Here is a 17,267-nt window from a genome sequence, read left to right as displayed (position 1 = left end):
TTTTTGGCAAAAGTTAGATTTAGTTTATAAATCCAACTCCAGCAGTTGTGTTGGTTGCAGCATCAATTAAAATAAAAGCGCCGTTTGATTTGTTGTCGTTATAGGCATCAAAATACAAAGCTTTGCTCAATTTAATATTTACTTCGCCTATCTCATTAATGCTCAATTGAGTCGCTGGTGTTACCCCTGAATAATCTGTTGCGATTATGTTTTTCACACTTTCAATTTTTGCTAAAACTCTGTTGGTATTGTGTTGTACCAAATATTTAGTGCCAGCAACTAATTTTTTGCTGTCCATCCAACAAATCGTTGTATTGATATCTTTTTCGATTCTTGGAAGTTCATTCGATTTTACAATCATATCACCTCTGGTCACATTGATATCATTTTCCAGTTCCAAAGTAATAGAAGAACCCGCAGTCGCTTCATCAAATTGCTGATCGAAAAAGTGGATGTTTGTCACTTTAGATTCTGTCAAAGAAGGAAGCACCGTTACCGCATCACCTACTTTTATATTGTCTCCGTACAACTTTCCGGCATATCCTCTAAAGTCATGGTATTCCTCCGTTTTTGGTCTGATAACTGTTTGAACCGGGAAACGTGCTTGTCCTTTTTCGTACACATCTTTTGGTTCTAAAGCTTCCAAATGTTCCAATACCGTTTGTCCGGTATACCAAGGCATGTTTTCTGATTTATCAACTACATTTCCACCATTGATAGCACTTAACGGAATGTAACTTACAACTTGTTCTTTAAATGTACTTTTTGCATTTAAAGCTTGGAAATCAGCTTTGATTTTATTGTACACTTCTTCCGAATAATCAACTAAATCCATTTTATTCACAGCAACAATCACTTCTTTTACTCTCAATAAATTATTGATAAAAAAGTGTCTGTACGTTTGCTCAATAACCCCTTTTCGAGCATCGATCAAAATGATAGATACTTGTGAAGTCGAAGCTCCGGTAACCATATTTCTTGTATATTCTACGTGACCTGGAGTATCGGCAATGATGTAACTTTTCTTGGTTGTCGAGAAATAAATATGAGCCACATCGATTGTGATTCCTTGTTCTCTTTCGGCAACTAAACCATCGGTAGCCAATGAAAAGTCTAAGTAATCGTATCCTTTTTGTTTGCTGCTTTTTTCTATTGCCTCAATCTTATCTGTAGTCAACGATTTTGTATCGTATAATAATCTTCCGATTAAGGTACTTTTTCCGTCATCTACACTTCCTGCTGTTGCTATTTTTAAAACTTCCATTCTTTTTTTGTTTAAAGTTTAAAAGTTTAAGGTTTCAAGTTTTCCCAAACACCTCTATATAAACTTCTAAATTTGTTTTTTTTTATTTTAAATGTTGAATTTTAAATTTTAAATGTCTCAGAACAATTCATAACTTATAATTCATAACTTATAATTATTTTCTAAAAGTATCCTTGTTGCTTTCTTTTTTCCATCGCAGCCTCAGAACGTTTGTCATCAATTCTGGCTCCTCTTTCTGAAATAGTTGAAGATCTGATTTCGCCAACTACTTCTTGAATCGTTGCTGCGTAAGAATCAACAGCTGCTGTACAACTCATATCTCCAACCGTTCTAAAACGAACAATTCTTTCTTCGATTTCTTCATCTTCTTCTTGATAAACAAATGGAGAATGTGACCAAATCATACCATCTCTCAAGAATACTTTACGTTTGTGTGAAAAGTAAATAGATGGAATTTCGATTTGCTCTTGTTCGATATAACTCCACACATCAAGCTCTGTCCAGTTCGAAATTGGGAAAACACGAACGTTTTGGCCATTTTCAATTTTTCCATTCAAAATATCAAACAATTCCGGGCGTTGATTTTTCTCATCCCATTGACCAAAATCATCACGAACAGAAAAAATACGTTCTTTCGCTCTTGCTTTTTCTTCATCACGACGCGCACCTCCAATACAAGCATCAAATTTGAATTCTTCAATTGCATCCAAAAGTGTAGTTGTTTGCAAACTGTTCCTGCTGGAGTATTTTCCTGACTCTTCTACTACTTTGCCTTCGTCAATAGCATCCTGAACATTTCTTACGATTAATTCCAATCCTAATTCAGCAACTAATCTATCTCTAAATTCAATTGTTTCCGGAAAATTGTGTCCGGTATCTACGTGTAACAATGGAAAAGGAATTTTAGCCGGGAAAAATGCTTTTTGTGCTAAACGCACCAATGTAATTGAATCTTTTCCACCGGAGAAAAGCAAAACTGGCTTGTCAAATTGAGAAATAACTTCTCTAAATATGTATATCGCTTCGCTTTCTAAAGCGTTTGTTTTTAATATCGTACTCATTTTTTTAATTTAAAGATTTAAATGGTTGAAAAATTTAAAAATTCCAACAATCATTTATAATTTATAATTCATAATTTAAAATTACTTCTGGTGCAAACCGCATTCTTTATGACTGGATTCCCACCACCATCTGCCCGCTCGTATATCTTCATCAGGAGTAATTGCTCTAGTACATGGAGCACATCCTATACTTACAAATCCTTGTTTGTGCAATGCATTTTGTGGCACATTATTTTTTTCTAAATAATCTTCTACTTCTTTCAAAGTCCATTTTAACAATGGATTGAATTTTATAATATCGAACTTCCCATCGTATTCAAAAACTTCTAAATCATTTCTGTTTTCGGATTGCTCTGCTCTCAAACCGGTAATCCAGATCGCATTTCCTTTTAAAGCTTTAGTCAAAGGCACTACTTTTCGAATGAAACAACATTCCTTTCTATTCTCCACCGATTCGTAAAAGCTGTTTGGCCCTTTTTTGTTTAATAATTCCTCTACTGCAGCTGCTTCGGGGAAATAAACTTCGATGTGTTTTTTATATTTCTTTAATGTCTTATGAAAAACATCATATGTCTCTTGAAATAATCTTCCTGTATCTAAAGTAAAAATGGTAATTGGTAAATCATTTTGACCAATTAAAGCCGTAATCACTTGATCTTCCTGTCCAAAAGAAGTCGAAAAAACTACTTTGTCTTTGTATTCATTAGCCAAAAAAGCAAGCGTTTCCTCAATGGATAGGCTTCTTGTTTTTTCTAGTAAAGTATTGGTTATTGCTATACTCATAATTTCGTTTCTCTTTTATAATAATTTAGACAGTGTTTTTAAACTCAAAACAATAATTAAAATCCCTACCAAAATCATCATAGGTTTTCTCTTTATTTTATTGACTAAAATAGCGGCAATTGGAGCGGCAATCACACCACCTAAAATCAATCCTATAATCACTTGCCATCCTTGAATTCCCCCAAAAAGCATAAATGTTACACCACTGGCAAAAGCTACAGCAAACTCGGCTGCATTTACAGAACCGATAGTATAGCGAGGATTTCTGCCGTTTCCAAGCAAAGTTGAAGTCACAATTGGTCCCCATCCGCCACCGCCAACAGCATCCATAAAACCTCCGAAAGAAGCCAAAATACCTAGCTTTTTAGTTTTCTTTTTAATGATATTCTTTTTTAATGCTTTTCTAATAATTATAATTGCCAGCGCAATCATATAAACTGCTATAAATGGCTTAATCATATCTCCGTCAATCACATCAGATAACAAATAAGCACCCGCAATAGAGCCCAAAACACCGGGAATTAATAAATGTCTCACTAATTTTTTATTGATATTCCCAAATCGATGATGAGAAATGGCAGAAACTCCGGTAGTAAACATTTCAGCAACATGAACACCTGTACTACTAATTGCCGGCGGAATTCCATACGCCAATAAAAAAGAAGTAGAAGTTGCTCCATAACCCATTCCTAAAGTTCCATCTACTAATTGAGCAAAAATCCCAATACAGAAAAAAATTAAAAACTCCTGATTGAAGCCTGCCAAAAAGCCATTCCAGGAAAACTCAGCATAATGATTGTACACTAATGTCGAAAACAATCCTACCAACAAAACAACAGGAATTATAACCCATAAACGCTCTGCGAAAGTAGTTTCCGATTTTGCACTGATATTAATCTCTTTCAATTCTTTGCTCATGCTTTTGAAATTCAACTGTTTTAATTATTTAAATCCATTACCCCATCGGAATAGTAGATTACTGTGCAAAAGTAAAACTTTTAACTTAACTACAAAATTTATTTTGTGATTTATTATCTAAAATGCAATATCAGCCAGTGTATTATTTTCCAATATCATAAGCGTATTGTCACGGACTTCAGTCATTAGTTTATGAACCGAACAATTGGCCTCGTCAACACAATCGTCACATTTTTCATAAAAATTATGGCTTACGCAAGGCAAAAGTGCGATTGGCCCTTCAAGAATTCGATAGACATGAGCCATATTAATGTCTTTTGGATCTTTTATCAGGTAGTATCCTCCGCCTTTTCCTTTTTTGGCTCCTAAAAAACCAGAATAACGCAAGAGTAATAAAATACTCTCCAAAAACTTAATCGAAATGTTTTCACTTTTTGCAATATCCGCAATTGGAACCGGGATTTGATTCTCTTGACGAGCCAAAAATGACAACGCTTTTATTCCGTATTTTGTTTTTTTTGAAAGCATTTTAAAAAATATAAGATTGGAGATTAACGATTTTTGATTGCAACAAAAATATACTTTTTGAATTAAGAATAGTGAATGAAGATTAACGATTATTATCGAACAGAAAATCTGCAATCAAAAATCGTTAATCTACATACTAAAAATCCTTACGAAAGTGCCTGCTCTAAATCAGCAATCACATCTCCCACGGTTTCTAATCCTACTGAAACACGAACTAAACCATCAGTAATACTGACTGCTAAACGTTCTTCAACTGATAACTTACTATGCGTTGTAGAAGCCGGATGCGTTACAATCGTTCTGGTATCTCCCAAATTTGGTGATAAAGAGCATAGTTTTAATTTATCCAAAAAGTTTCTTCCAGCTTCAAGACCGCCTTTTATTTCAAAAGCGACAATGTTTCCTCCCAATTTCATTTGCTTTTGAGCAATTTCGTATTGCGGATGCGATTTCAAGAAAGGATACTTCACTTTATTAACCTGAGGATGACTTTCCAGAAACTCAGCCACTTTCAAGGCATTTTCACAATGTCTATCTAAACGAATCGCCAAAGTTTCTAAACTTTTTGATAATACCCAAGCATTAAATGGGGATAAGGAAGGGCCGGTAAGTCGAGAAAATAAATAGATTTTTTGGATCAATTCGGCATCTCCAACTGTAATTCCACCTAAAACTCTACCTTGACCATCTATTAATTTTGTTGCTGAATGCACCACCAAATGTGCTCCCCATTTTATCGGTTGCTGCAAATAAGGTGTAGCAAAACAGTTGTCAATAATCAAAATCAAATTATGCTTTTTGGCAATAGTACCTAACAGTTCCAAATCGATAATATCTACCGCTGGATTGGTTGGAGATTCTGCAAAAAGAATCTTTGTATTAGGTTTTATCAAACTTTCAATGGTTTCGGGCTTGTCGATATTAAAATAAGATGTTTCAATTCCCCATTTTGGAAAATAATTGATAAACAATGAATGTGTCGCTCCAAAAACACTACTTGCCGAAACAATATGGTCTCCTGAGTTCAACAAAGCCGCCAAAGTTGAATACACAGCCGCCATTCCAGAGGCAAAGGCAAAACCCGATTCAGCACCTTCCATTTTACAAATTTTATCTATAAACTCGTTGGTATTTGGATTGCTGTATCGGCTATAAATATTTCGATCTTTCTCCTCAGCAAAAGACGCTCTCATATCTTCAGCATCTTCAAATACAAAACTAGAGGTTAAGTATAAAGGCACAGAGTGTTCCTGAAATTGGGTTCTTTCCAATTGGGTACGTATGGCTTGTGTTTCAAAACCAAATTCTTGTTCGTTCATTGTTATTGTTTTTCAAAGAGTTATTTCACAGAGATTCCCCTTGTAATCTTTCTATAAAAAAGACTCTTTATTGTTTTAAATTAAAGTTTTAAAAGTTCGTGAATTTAACTTTACGCCAATTCAACTCCGTTCAAAACTACTTTATAATGTATGGTTGCGGTTGGTTCCAATGTTTTTGAAACAGAACAATATTTCTCAAAAGAAAGTTGTGCGGCTCTAGCTGCTTTTTCTTCATTGATTGGGCCTTCCAAATAAAACACTATGTGAATATCCTTGAATGGTTTTGCCTCTCCTACTTGTACGCGTTCGCCTTCAACCTCAGCTTTGAAAGCCGTGATTTCCTGACGTTGTTTCTTTAGAATCGAAATCATATCAATCGCGCTACAACCTGCAACACCCATTAATACCAATTCCATTGGGCTTGCTCCCATATCATTTCCGCCAAATTCCGGACGACTATCTACATTTACAATATGACCACGTTCATTTTTTAATTCAAAGTGGAAATTGTCGTTTACTCTGTTAAGTGTTATTTTCATTGTTATCTTTTTTGAACGCTGATGACGCGGATTTCCAAACGCGGATTCAACAATTATTTTTATTCTGAAATCTAAATTCTAAAATCTGCGATCTAAAATCCCTAACCTTTATCCGATAATCTCAAAATATCTCCAAAAACACCTCTCGCCGTTACTGCTGATCCTGCGCCTGCACCTTGAATCACAATTGGTCTGTCACCATACGATTCCGTGTAAATTTCGAAGAAAGAATCAGAACCTTTCAATCCACCCAAAGCCGTATCTGATGGCACTGAAACTAATTTCACTTCCAGATTTCCTTTGTCATTTTGCAAATCGCCTGACAATTCACCTATATATCGCAACACGTGATTTGGTTTTTGTTCCGCTTTTATTTTAGCATAAATCGGATCAAACTCCGTCAGTTTATTAAGAAAATCAGAAACATCACCTTCGCGTAAATGTTCCGGAATTAAATTCTGAATGTTGATTTCTTCAAACTCATTTTGCAAGTCTAATTCCCTAGCCAAAATCAATAATTTTCGACCTACATCATTCCCACACAAATCCTCTCTTGGATCAGGCTCCGTATATCCATTATCAATTGCTTCCTTCAATATTTCGCTGAACGGAGCGTCTTTGGCAGAAAAATTATTGAACAAATAACTCAATGTTCCAGAGAAAACGCCTTTAATCTTCGTAATATTTTCTCCTGAAAGGTGTAATAATTTAATCGTATCAATCAACGGCAATCCTGCTCCAACATTGGTTTCATAGAGATAACTCTTTTGATTGTCGGCCAGTACTTTTCGCAATTTTTTATAAAAACTATAACTTAATGTATTGGCTACTTTATTAGATGAAATCAAATCGAAACTGCTTTCTGCCAGAGGAATATAATTTTCAACAAATGTGACACTTGCCGTGTTATCAATCGCAATTAAATTCTCCAAATGATGCTCATTTGCGTAAGCAATTACATCATCGATAGTATAAGAAAAGCCATTGTTTTGAATTTCATTTTTCCAATTTGGAGTAACGCCGTTTTTATTTAAAAGTACATTACTTGAATTCGCAATAGCAAAAACATTCAGTTTAATGTCTTTTCTTTTCTCGATAGTAGCGGCGGATTCTAATATTTGGTTAATCAATGTTCCGCCCACTAATCCATGTCCGAAAATAGCAATATTGATTTTCTTTGAAACTCCAAAAATCTCCCCGTGAATCACATTTAAGGCTTTGTTCAGTTGCGATTTTTTCACAACCAAACTCACATTTTTCCCTGTGACCGTATTATTAAAAAGAATCGGGACAATTTTATTTTTTATCAACGCCGTGTAAGGCTTATGAAACGTACTCAAATCTTGGCCAATGATAGAAATTACCGAAACATTATCGGTAACCGTGATTTTATTCACATCTTTTGAATAGAAATCATTTTCGAATTCTTTTTCTAATTCAATCATTGCTTTAGTCGCTTTATCAGCGGCAACTACCAAACCAATCCCTCTTTCTGAAGAACCTTGAGAAATGATGCTTACGCTAATATCATTGTCTCCCATTACTCTGAAAATACGGGCATCAACGCCAGTTTTCCCCAGCAATCCTCTTCCTTCCAGATTTACTAATGATACATTTTCAAGTACCGAAAGTGTTTTAATTCCTTCTTTGCTAGAATTAGATGTGATTAATGTTCCTTTATTTTCGTGATTGAATGTGTTCAAAATACGAAGCGGAATGTTTTTTTCCAACAAAGGAATGATGGTCTTTGCATGAAGAATTGTTGCGCCAAAATTAGCCAACTCATTTGCCTCGTTAAAAGTCAAATGGTCAATTTTTTTAGCATCAAGCACTAAGTCAGGATTTGCGGTATAAATTCCGTCTACGTGTGTATAATTCTGTAATTCGTCCGCATTTAAGTAATTCGCGATCAAAGAAGCGGTGTAATTACTGCCATTTCTTCCTAAAGTGGTTGTGTCATTATTGTTATTAGAACCAATGAAACCCGTAACAATGTTCACGGTTGTTCCGTTATTTTGTTTGAAATAATTGATTACATTTTTCTTAGAAATTTGTTCCAAAGGTTGTGCATCACCAAATTTAGAATCGGTTTTTATCAATTCTCGCGTATCGGCAAAACGGGCATTTATTCCATTTTCAACCAAAATAGCCGTCAATAATTTTGCAGAAAGCAATTCTCCTTTTGATAAAATCTGGTCTTTAATTTTATTACTGTAATCGCCAATTAAACTAACGCCTTCGAATAATTTTTCTAAAACATTGAATTCCTCAGACAAATCTACCTCTTGGTAATCGTCTTGTTGGTATTTTTTGAAATCCTCAAATAAAGGTTTATAATTTCCATTTTTAGAAGCAATATCCAAAATTTCTTCCAACTCATCAGTAGCATTTCCACGTGCCGATACTACAATAGCAATTTGCTCTCCTTGATTTACTTTATCTGTAATAATTGCAACTACCTTATTTATTCCGTCGCCATTCGATAAAGATTTACCTCCAAATTTTAATATTTTCATTTTGTGTGTTGTGTTGTGTTGCTTCTAAAAAATAGCAGCAAGCAAATTGTCTAATTGTTTGTATTCTATCAAAAAAGCATCGTGTCCGTGAATGGAAACAATTTCTTGATAGGTGACATTATTTTTATATTTTTTTAATCCCTCGTAAGTTGCTTTATTTTCATTTGCCGTAAAAAACAAGTCTGAGTTGATGCCGATAATATGAATATCAGCTTCGATTTTTGACGTTATTTCTTCAAATGAATCGCTGTTTCTGGTAATATCTATCGTCTTCAAGAGTTGATTCATCATTTTGTAAGACGAAATTTGAAAACGTTTTTGAAGCTTTTTGCCATGATGACCCAACCAACTTTCTACATTAAAAATGGCTAATTCCTCATTTGTGGTTCTCTGAAATTTTGCAGTAAAAGATTCTGGAGTTCGATAGCAAAGCATGGCATGAATCCGAGCGTCTTCAATAGGTTTTGACGAATTTTTCAGGATTTGTTCCTGCAAAAAACAATTGGCAATTAACCAATCCGTCGATTTCCAATCGGTTGCAATAGGAATTAAATGTTGCGTGATTTTTGGTTTTAAAGCCACCAGTTCCCAAGCAATTCCTCCGCCAACAGAACCGCCAATAATAGCATAGAGTCGTTCTATTTTAAGAAAATGAATGCCTTCAATAAAAATTCTGGCAATATCTCTGGTATTAAAATCCGAATAATTCTCAATGATAGCATCATCAAAACCATTGCCTGGAACATTAAAAGCCAGTATCGTATATTTATTGGTATCGATGGTTTTGTGCACTCCAATTAAATCATTCCACCAACCGTTATCTCCCACAACTTGGGAATTTCCAGTCAATGCATGATTTACCAAAACGATGGGACCTGTATGTAAAGCCGGTCCAAAAACTTGAAAACTTAAGTTTAAGGCAGCATAAAAAGCCCCACTTTCGGTGGTGAAATTTTGTAATGTAATAGATGTTGGTTTATTTTCCAATTTCAAATCTTTTATGATTTTTGATTTGTGTCTGGAAATATTAGAAAGAAAGCTAGAAGTGAACTAGAAGAATTCTTTGTGTTATCTTTCCTTTAGATTCTGAAATAATTCAGAATAAAGGTAGAATGCAGCACCTTCTTCGATAAATCGAAGGGTTGCTAAGGCTTCATCGGGTCTAATCCCTCTGCCTTTCTTTATAACATTTCAATACGTTTTTGAACTTAATGGCACAAATTAACTACTATTTTTTTAAACAACCAAATTTTTATCAAATTGGTTCTAATTGATTTATTGCAAATTGACTTGAAAAAATCGTACGTATAATCATTATCCCGACGAAAGAGAAAACACTATACTATGGTTTTATCTTTCGTCGGAATCATAATTTGAGATTTACTATCGAAGAATCAAAAGCTAAAATATCATCCCTTTATTAAATAAAAAGTTCTTCATTTTCTTTTGAATACATTTGAAATAGTAATGACCTCGGCACTGTTTTTTGTGCCAAAGGATCATTTTTTGATATTTCAAATCTTGGATGCGTCAATTCATTTTTTGAATCGTTTTCCTTTTTTGTTTTGGTCCTGAAACTAAAGTTTTTCAGTAACTGAAATGTCTTTGAGAAATGTTTTGTTGTGCTCATAATCTTCGAATTTACGTTGTTAGTTATGTTTTAAATTATTTTTGAATTCTGAAATATTTTTATACTTGCAAATTAATCTGAACGAAAAACCCCTTTTAGATACGTATCCAAAAGGGGTTTTTAAGTTGTGTTATAAACTTATACTTTTGGAATCAACAGACACGAATGCACATAATGGCATTGGCACAAATCATATTTTTGACTTTAAAATTATTTGTATTCTGGATTTTCAGGTTATTCATTCTATAATTAATATTGTTTTGTTTTCAGCTAAATAGATTTCAAAAAAAAACCTCTCATTTTCTTGGGAGGCTTTTGCTATATAAATTTTAATTTAAATTTAAGCAATAGACGACCCACAGGATTTTTCCTGAATGGCTTTATACATATTACACACATTAAATTTCATCTTTTGTTTTTTGTTATAACAAATATGCTAACTATTTTTGAATTTTCCAAATAAGTTTCAAAAAAAATACAAAGAAAAATGAACCCCACACTCTCTTTATATATTTATATAAGCAGATGAAAAGATTTATCAGCAAAAAAAAGTTAAGATTAATTTGCAATTCAAAATGGTTTCATACCTTTGCACCCGAATACAAGAGGAAAAATTTGAACTGATTGCAACCTCTTCATAATGAAATCAATTCATTGTGAATACTGAAAAATTTTCAGTAGAAAAAATGCTAAAGCAGAAACTCTTCTTTAGTCCTTTTCAGCAATTATTTTTTCTCGCTTAATTTTAAAATAATAATTATTATGGCCTATTTATTTACGTCAGAATCTGTAAGCGAAGGACATCCAGACAAAATTGCAGATCAAATTTCGGATGCATTAATTGATAATTTTTTGGCATTTGATGCTGACTCAAAAGTAGCTTGTGAAACTTTAGTGACTACTGGCCAGGTAATTTTGGCTGGTGAAGTAAAATCAAATACCTATTTAGACGTACAACAAATCGCTCGTGACGTAATCAGAAAAATTGGTTATACAAAAAGCGAATACATGTTTGAAGCCAATTCTTGTGGAATTCTTTCTGCTATTCACGAACAATCTGCTGATATCAATCAAGGTGTTGACAGAAAAAATCCTGAAGAACAAGGTGCTGGTGACCAAGGAATGATGTTTGGTTATGCTACAAATGAAACAGAAAATTATATGCCTTTGGCACTTGATTTATCTCATAAATTATTACAGGAATTAGCTGTTTTAAGACGTGAAAATAACGAAATTACCTATTTGCGTCCAGATGCAAAATCTCAAGTAACTTTAGAATATAGTGATGACAATAAGCCAACTCGTATTGATGCTATTGTAATCTCGACACAACACGATGATTTTGACGAAGAAGCAACAATGCTTGCAAAAATCAAAAAAGACATCGTTGAAATTTTGATTCCAAGGATTATTGCAAAAAATCCAACGCATGCTCATTTATTCAATGATGCAATCCAATACCATATTAATCCAACAGGAAAATTCGTAATTGGGGGACCACACGGAGATACTGGATTGACAGGAAGAAAAATCATTGTGGATACTTACGGTGGAAAAGGGGCTCACGGTGGTGGTGCATTCTCTGGAAAAGACCCAAGTAAAGTAGACAGAAGTGCTGCTTATGCTACCCGTCATATCGCTAAAAATTTAGTTGCAGCAGGTGTTGCTGACGAGATTTTAGTACAGGTTTCATATGCAATTGGAGTTGCTAAACCAATGGGTATTTTTATCGACACCTACGGAACATCAAAAGTAAATTTGACCAATGGAGAAATTGCTAAAAAAGTAGAAGCTATTTTCGATATGCGTCCTTACTTTATTGAGCAACGTTTGAAATTAAGAAATCCAATCTACAGCGAAACTGCTGCTTATGGGCACATGGGACGTACTCCAGAAACAGTTACTAAAACTTTTTCTGCTCCAGGTGGAAACGAAAAAACAGTTACTGTTGAATTGTTTACTTGGGAAAAATTAGATTTCGTTGACCAAGTTAAAACAGCATTTGGATTGTAATTCCGGTTTTAGAACCATAGAAATTTAAATCTGATTTATATCAAACCCCGAATTCTGCAATTGCAGACTTCGGGGTTTTTGTTTGGCTATGTGCGGTATTTTTCCTTACTTAGTAAAAAAAAACTTACCAAAATCATGGCTAAATTCCCTTCTTTCCAAAGCGTATTACTAGCTTCACAAAAAACCATTTTCAGATTCCCTCTAGAAACCATACTGACGATTTTAGGGACGGTATTCGCAATTTCACTCTCAGAGGAAAGAAATGATACAATGGAGAATTTTTATACTAAAAGCATCATGTGTTGCTCGCTGTGTTTGGTTTTATTTCTTTCCGTTAGTTTATATTTCGCCGCAACTCAAAAGAATAGTTGGATTCGATTTTTAATCAGTTTGATTCTTGGTGGATTAGTAACTGCTTTTGTATTTAGTTTTTCGGATAAAATTACAGATGTAGAAGCAATACAATTTTTAATACTTAACATTGCTTTACATCTATTGGTTTCGTTTGCGGGTTTTATATCAAAAATCTACAACCAAGAGGAATTTTGGGAATTTAACAAACAACTTTTCCTGCGTATTTTAACCGCTGGCTTGTATAGCGTTGTGCTGTATTCCGGATTGTCTTTGGCTATTTTAGCGATACATCATTTATTCAATGTGGATTTTTACGACAAAATATATCTTCACTTATTTTTCATCATCGCAGGAATATTTAATACTATTTTCTTTTTATCCGGCGTTCCTGAAATCAGCAATGAATCGACCCCACTTATTTTAAAATATCCAAAAGGGCTTAAAAATTTCACTCAATATGTATTACTTCCATTAATCAGTATTTACTTGGTGATTTTGATTTGTTATGAAACTAAAATCTTAGTCACACTTTCTTTGCCTGTGGGTTGGGTTTCTAATCTCGTTTTGGTTTTTGCCATCTTTGGTATACTCTCTTTTTTACTCGTACATCCTATTGCCGAAGAAACTGGAAATCTTTGGATGCGAACCTTTAACCGTTGGTTTTATTATTTATTAGTCCCGTTATTGGGATTGTTGTTTTGGGCTATTTTATATAGAATCCATCTCTATGGATTTACGCATGAACGCTATTATGTATTGGCATTATCAATTTGGTTAACGATTGTAGTAGCCTATTTTATAATCAAAAAAGAACCTAAAATAAAGTTCATTCCTATCACAATGTGCATAACAGCTTTGCTTACCATTCTTGGACCGCAAAGTGCAGATTCAATATCCAAAAACAGTCAGCTTTCCAGATTTGAGTCCTATTTGCAAAAAATAGAAAAGGAAAAACTCACTTTCGAACAAGAACAAGATTTAAGCAGTATTGTTGATTTCTTAGAAGAGAACTATGGTTCAGAAGTACTTCTTCCATTTACAAAAGACAAACTAACTGCTCTGATTAAAAAGGACAAAAATCCAAATTCTTCCCAAATCATGGAAGCATTGGGGCTCGATTATCGCTCTCCATACGACCAAAAAGGAAAAAACAACAAAGAATATTTTTATAATTTTTACGAAAACAACAATCAAAATATTGAAAACATTCAAGGGTATGATGTGTCTTTTTCCATTTTGAATACTGAAGATTTAGAATGTAACGAATGTGTAAAAATCGACAATAAGTCTTACTCCATTATTTCTACTAAAAAAGAATACGGAGTAGACTTACAAATCAACCAGGACATTGTTCCGTTGAAGATTGTGGATTTTGTAAACCAAACTCCTGCTTTCGACAAAAATGAAAATTGGAACCAAAAGATTACACAAAAAATTGAAACTCCTAAATACACAATTTTAATATACTATATAAACGTAAGTGGAGATAGAAAAGGAAATAAAAAAACGGTAAATCAGTTCCAAATCAAAGTGTTATTGGGAATTAAAAACTAAAAAAAAGCCTTTGAAGAATGACCTTCAAAGGCCTTTTATCTTCTGGCAAATCTACTACAAATTATACTTTAAAGAAAAAATCACATAGCGCGGTTGTACTGTATATTGCGAAGTTCTGGTTGCAAACTGGCTAAAATTATCATCATTTAACGAGGTTGTGTTCAACAAATTCGTTCCGCTTACTTTATATTCTAACTTGCTGCCCTTCTTTTGATAAATCAAACTGGCACTTAAAAAATCATATTCATTATTGACCGTTTTAGTGTTGTTATAATAATGATAAAACTCATACTCCGTTACGAATGAAAAACTGTTCAAGAAGAAATAATCCAGTCTTGCAAAAGGCTTTTCCGTGTAAAAAGTAGCATTATTATAATCGTTGGTTACAATATTATACCCCAACTCTAGATTGGGCATATTCTTGTAATTCGTAGACGCTTTCAATGTATAGTTTTGGGTAAAACTCTCGTTTGTTGACAACACATTGTTCTGAATGTTATTGAACTTAGACCAATTTAGAGAAACTCCCAAAGAGGCTTTGTAATTCTTCAAAAAAGAACGTCCGTAAGAACCATTTCCTGACAGCGTTTCATCTGCAAAATCAGAGTTGAAAGGAGATGATGTTTGATTTACTCCGTTGAATATAGCTCTGGTTTTTATCGCATCGACTCTTTTGGAATAATTGACAAAAGCGGTTATGTTTTCAAAATTAAACATGTTGTATTTAAAGTAACGTAACGAATGTACTTGTGCCGTAGCGTTTTCTAAAAGCCGGTTTCCTTTTGTCAAACTGTTGTAATTTGAGAAAATAAATCCTTCGGCAAGTTGGTTTATATCGCTGAAATTATTGGTGTATGAAAAATTATAGGTTAATGTTTCCGACTTTTTGATTTGATAAATCGCCAAGAAATCCGGTAATGCTCTGAAGAAATTTTGACTATTATTGGTTCCTAATTGCTCATTTGTCATGTTGTAACTGTGCAGACTCACTCCTGGTGTAAAAGTGAATTTTCCGCTCAAAATCTTATAATGCAATCCTAAAAATGTATCGTTGAAATTGTAATTCACATCATTTGTATTCGCAACATCATCTAAATTGTTGACCGTTTCGTTATCCAAAATCTGAAAAATACTGGAGTTGAAATTTTGATGGGAATACGTATTTCCTAGCGTAACATTGATATTGCTTTTTGGTGTAACCATGTAATAATAATCCAATTTAGCGTCAATCTTATTGGTTTTTACAAAACGACTTTGATTGATGTTATTTCTATTTTGCCCAGAAATATAATCGGCTAAATTAAAAGGTTGCGATTGTAAATTAGCATTATAAAAAGGATCTTCCTCTTGGTACAAATGTTGCATTTCGAAAGCAAAAATATTTTTATCGCTTTGTGTGTAATACAAACTCAGGTTTTGATTTACTGAAATTGGATCTTGCTTTTTTAATGTATTGATGTTTTCAGTTGTAGCATTATTATTATTGACAATAGACTCTCTCAATAACGAATTATTCTCATCCTGTTTGGACAATTTAGCCAATACATCATAGTCAAATTGAAACTTCGTAGTCGGTTTATAACTCGAACTCAATTTGAACAATCCCAAATTACTTTTTTGATTCGCAGTTTCCTGACGATTCTCTGTAGAAAGAATTTCAGAAGAATTAGGCTGTAAAATATTTGTTTGTGACTTCGTTTCTAAATCAGTTTCAGAAGAAGAAAGAATCCCAAAACCACTTAAAGTCCACGCTTTATTTACATTGTATGAAAAATTTGTAGCTCCAAATTTAGTCTCAATTTCTTTAGCTCTATTATTTCTTAAAAGTGAAATTCCTAAATCATTTGAAGAGACATTAAAACTGGAACCGCCTTTTTGCATCATACCTCTAAAACCGCCCGTGAATTTAAAATAATCCTGTACCGTCAACGGCAATTCGCCAATATTATTGAAATTTGTGATTAAATTGATACTGTATTTTGGATTGTAATAAAATAATTTCGGGTTTATTAAATAGCGACTTTCCTCGTGTGCCACTCCAATTCCTGCCGTCATATCTCCAAACCAGAAATTTTTCTTTCCTGATTTAAGTTTGATGTTCATCGCAATATTGTCCTGATTATTCTCCACTCCTTTTAGCGCACCTATTTCGCTGTAGTTTCGCAACACTTGAATTTTATCAATGGCATCCGCAGGAATGTTTTTTACGCCCAACTTAGTGTCGCCATCAAAAAAATCTTTGCCTTCTACCATCAATTTAGTTACTCTTTTACCTTCGACTTCAACTTCTCCATCTGCGTTTACTTCCACTCCGGGTAATTTTTTCAGCAAGTCTTCCAGTTTTCGTTCTGTTCCGGATTTGAAAGAATCAGCATTATAAACAATGGTATCTCCTTTTATCGAAACCGGCATTTCACGAACAATTTCGACTCCGTCCAATTCAATTCCGCCTTCTTCAAGCACAATGCTCTTAATGCTATTTTCTGAAGTCGTGGTAATGTCCAGTTCTTTATTCTGCATTCCCAAATAACTGATTTTTAAACTATACGCTGTATTTGGTTTTAGATTAAGAACAAACTTCCCTTTGTCATTTGTTATGGCGTAGGAATCCATTCCTTTTGTGGCTTTATTTACCGCCATCACATTGGCCATTTCAAGCCCAACAGTTTTTGAATCGGTAATTAGCCCTTCTAATTTAACGGATTGTGCAAAGGAAATTGAGGTAATAAGAAACAAGGCAATTAGTATTGTGTTTTTCATTTAGAAATTATGGATGAAATCTTATAGT

13 protein-coding genes and 1 riboswitch are annotated in these 17,267 nt (G+C 33.8%); of the genes, 2 read left to right on the top strand and 11 right to left on the bottom strand.

Annotated features, from left to right (window positions below):
- Positions 1-19 precede the first annotated feature (19 nt).
- From E0H99_RS04315 to E0H99_RS04270, 10 genes are all read right to left on the bottom strand, one after another.
- Positions 20-1,264 (bottom strand): sulfate adenylyltransferase subunit 1, encoded by a 1,245-nt coding sequence (locus E0H99_RS04315; protein WP_131991499.1) that lies wholly within the window; start codon positions 1,262-1,264, stop codon positions 20-22.
- 161 nt (positions 1,265-1,425) lie between these two features.
- Entirely contained in the window at positions 1,426-2,325 is a 900-nt protein-coding gene (cysD, locus tag E0H99_RS04310; protein ID WP_131991497.1) for a sulfate adenylyltransferase subunit CysD, read from the bottom strand.
- A gap of 81 nt (positions 2,326-2,406) precedes the next feature.
- The gene (locus E0H99_RS04305; RefSeq protein ID WP_131991495.1) at positions 2,407-3,108 is read right to left on the bottom strand and encodes a phosphoadenylyl-sulfate reductase; all 702 of its coding nucleotides are present in this window, start codon (positions 3,106-3,108) and stop codon (positions 2,407-2,409) included.
- Between the two features lie 15 nt (positions 3,109-3,123).
- Positions 3,124-4,026, bottom strand: coding sequence for a sulfite exporter TauE/SafE family protein (locus E0H99_RS04300; protein ID WP_131991493.1), 903 nt, complete (start codon positions 4,024-4,026; stop codon positions 3,124-3,126).
- A 117-nt stretch (positions 4,027-4,143) separates the two neighbouring features.
- On the bottom strand, positions 4,144-4,554 hold the full coding sequence (locus tag E0H99_RS04295) for an RrF2 family transcriptional regulator (RefSeq protein WP_131991491.1): 411 nt from the start codon (positions 4,552-4,554) through the stop codon (positions 4,144-4,146).
- A gap of 146 nt (positions 4,555-4,700) precedes the next feature.
- A complete protein-coding gene (locus E0H99_RS04290; RefSeq protein ID WP_131991489.1) occupies positions 4,701-5,873 on the bottom strand; it encodes a trans-sulfuration enzyme family protein in 1,173 nt (390 codons plus the stop codon).
- Positions 5,874-5,983: 110 nt separating this feature from the next.
- Complete coding sequence (locus E0H99_RS04285; RefSeq protein WP_131991487.1) at positions 5,984-6,412, bottom strand: OsmC family protein; 429 nt, start codon at positions 6,410-6,412, stop codon at positions 5,984-5,986.
- 101 nt (positions 6,413-6,513) lie between these two features.
- Positions 6,514-8,928 (bottom strand): bifunctional aspartate kinase/homoserine dehydrogenase I, encoded by a 2,415-nt coding sequence (thrA, locus tag E0H99_RS04280; protein WP_131991485.1) that lies wholly within the window; start codon positions 8,926-8,928, stop codon positions 6,514-6,516.
- 24 nt (positions 8,929-8,952) lie between these two features.
- Positions 8,953-9,915 (bottom strand): alpha/beta fold hydrolase, encoded by a 963-nt coding sequence (locus tag E0H99_RS04275; RefSeq protein WP_240723437.1) that lies wholly within the window; start codon positions 9,913-9,915, stop codon positions 8,953-8,955.
- 78 nt (positions 9,916-9,993) lie between these two features.
- Positions 9,994-10,118, bottom strand: a riboswitch (SAM riboswitch).
- 230 nt (positions 10,119-10,348) lie between these two features.
- Complete coding sequence (locus tag E0H99_RS04270) at positions 10,349-10,558, bottom strand: hypothetical protein (RefSeq protein WP_131991481.1); 210 nt, start codon at positions 10,556-10,558, stop codon at positions 10,349-10,351.
- A gap of 762 nt (positions 10,559-11,320) precedes the next feature.
- Here E0H99_RS04270 and metK point away from each other — a divergent pair.
- A complete protein-coding gene (gene metK / locus E0H99_RS04265) occupies positions 11,321-12,571 on the top strand; it encodes a methionine adenosyltransferase (RefSeq protein ID WP_131991479.1) in 1,251 nt (416 codons plus the stop codon).
- Between the two features lie 135 nt (positions 12,572-12,706).
- Positions 12,707-14,479: a DUF4153 domain-containing protein gene (locus E0H99_RS04260; protein WP_131991477.1), complete on the top strand. Its 1,773-nt coding sequence runs from the start codon at positions 12,707-12,709 to the stop codon at positions 14,477-14,479.
- 54 nt (positions 14,480-14,533) lie between these two features.
- Here the strand turns inward: E0H99_RS04260 and E0H99_RS04255 are convergent, their stop codons facing one another.
- A complete protein-coding gene (locus tag E0H99_RS04255; RefSeq protein ID WP_131991475.1) occupies positions 14,534-17,239 on the bottom strand; it encodes a carboxypeptidase-like regulatory domain-containing protein in 2,706 nt (901 codons plus the stop codon).
- Positions 17,240-17,267: the final 28 nt, after the last annotated feature.

The sequence above is a fragment of the Flavobacterium sp. GT3P67 genome, from assembly GCF_004349155.1.
Classification (GTDB): domain Bacteria; phylum Bacteroidota; class Bacteroidia; order Flavobacteriales; family Flavobacteriaceae; genus Flavobacterium; species Flavobacterium ranwuense.
The sequence above is the reverse complement of the archived record's forward strand: the minus strand, read 5'-3'. Positions and strand labels throughout refer to the sequence as shown.

Bases quoted from the DNA above. Each gene is read 5' to 3' on its own strand.
- E0H99_RS04315 (WP_131991499.1), bottom strand. From the start codon at position 1,264: ATGGAAGTTTTAAAAATAGCAACAGCAGGAAGTGTAGATGACGGAAAA.
- cysD (WP_131991497.1), bottom strand. From the start codon at position 2,325: ATGAGTACGATATTAAAAACAAACGCTTTAGAAAGCGAAGCGATATAC.
- E0H99_RS04305 (WP_131991495.1), bottom strand. From the start codon at position 3,108: ATGAGTATAGCAATAACCAATACTTTACTAGAAAAAACAAGAAGCCTA.
- E0H99_RS04300 (WP_131991493.1), bottom strand. From the start codon at position 4,026: ATGAGCAAAGAATTGAAAGAGATTAATATCAGTGCAAAATCGGAAACT.
- E0H99_RS04295 (WP_131991491.1), bottom strand. From the start codon at position 4,554: ATGCTTTCAAAAAAAACAAAATACGGAATAAAAGCGTTGTCATTTTTG.
- E0H99_RS04290 (WP_131991489.1), bottom strand. From the start codon at position 5,873: ATGAACGAACAAGAATTTGGTTTTGAAACACAAGCCATACGTACCCAA.
- E0H99_RS04285 (WP_131991487.1), bottom strand. From the start codon at position 6,412: ATGAAAATAACACTTAACAGAGTAAACGACAATTTCCACTTTGAATTA.
- thrA (WP_131991485.1), bottom strand. From the start codon at position 8,928: ATGAAAATATTAAAATTTGGAGGTAAATCTTTATCGAATGGCGACGGA.
- E0H99_RS04270 (WP_131991481.1), bottom strand. From the start codon at position 10,558: ATGAGCACAACAAAACATTTCTCAAAGACATTTCAGTTACTGAAAAAC.
- metK (WP_131991479.1), top strand. From the start codon at position 11,321: ATGGCCTATTTATTTACGTCAGAATCTGTAAGCGAAGGACATCCAGAC.
- E0H99_RS04260 (WP_131991477.1), top strand. From the start codon at position 12,707: ATGGCTAAATTCCCTTCTTTCCAAAGCGTATTACTAGCTTCACAAAAA.
- E0H99_RS04255 (WP_131991475.1), bottom strand. From the start codon at position 17,239: ATGAAAAACACAATACTAATTGCCTTGTTTCTTATTACCTCAATTTCC.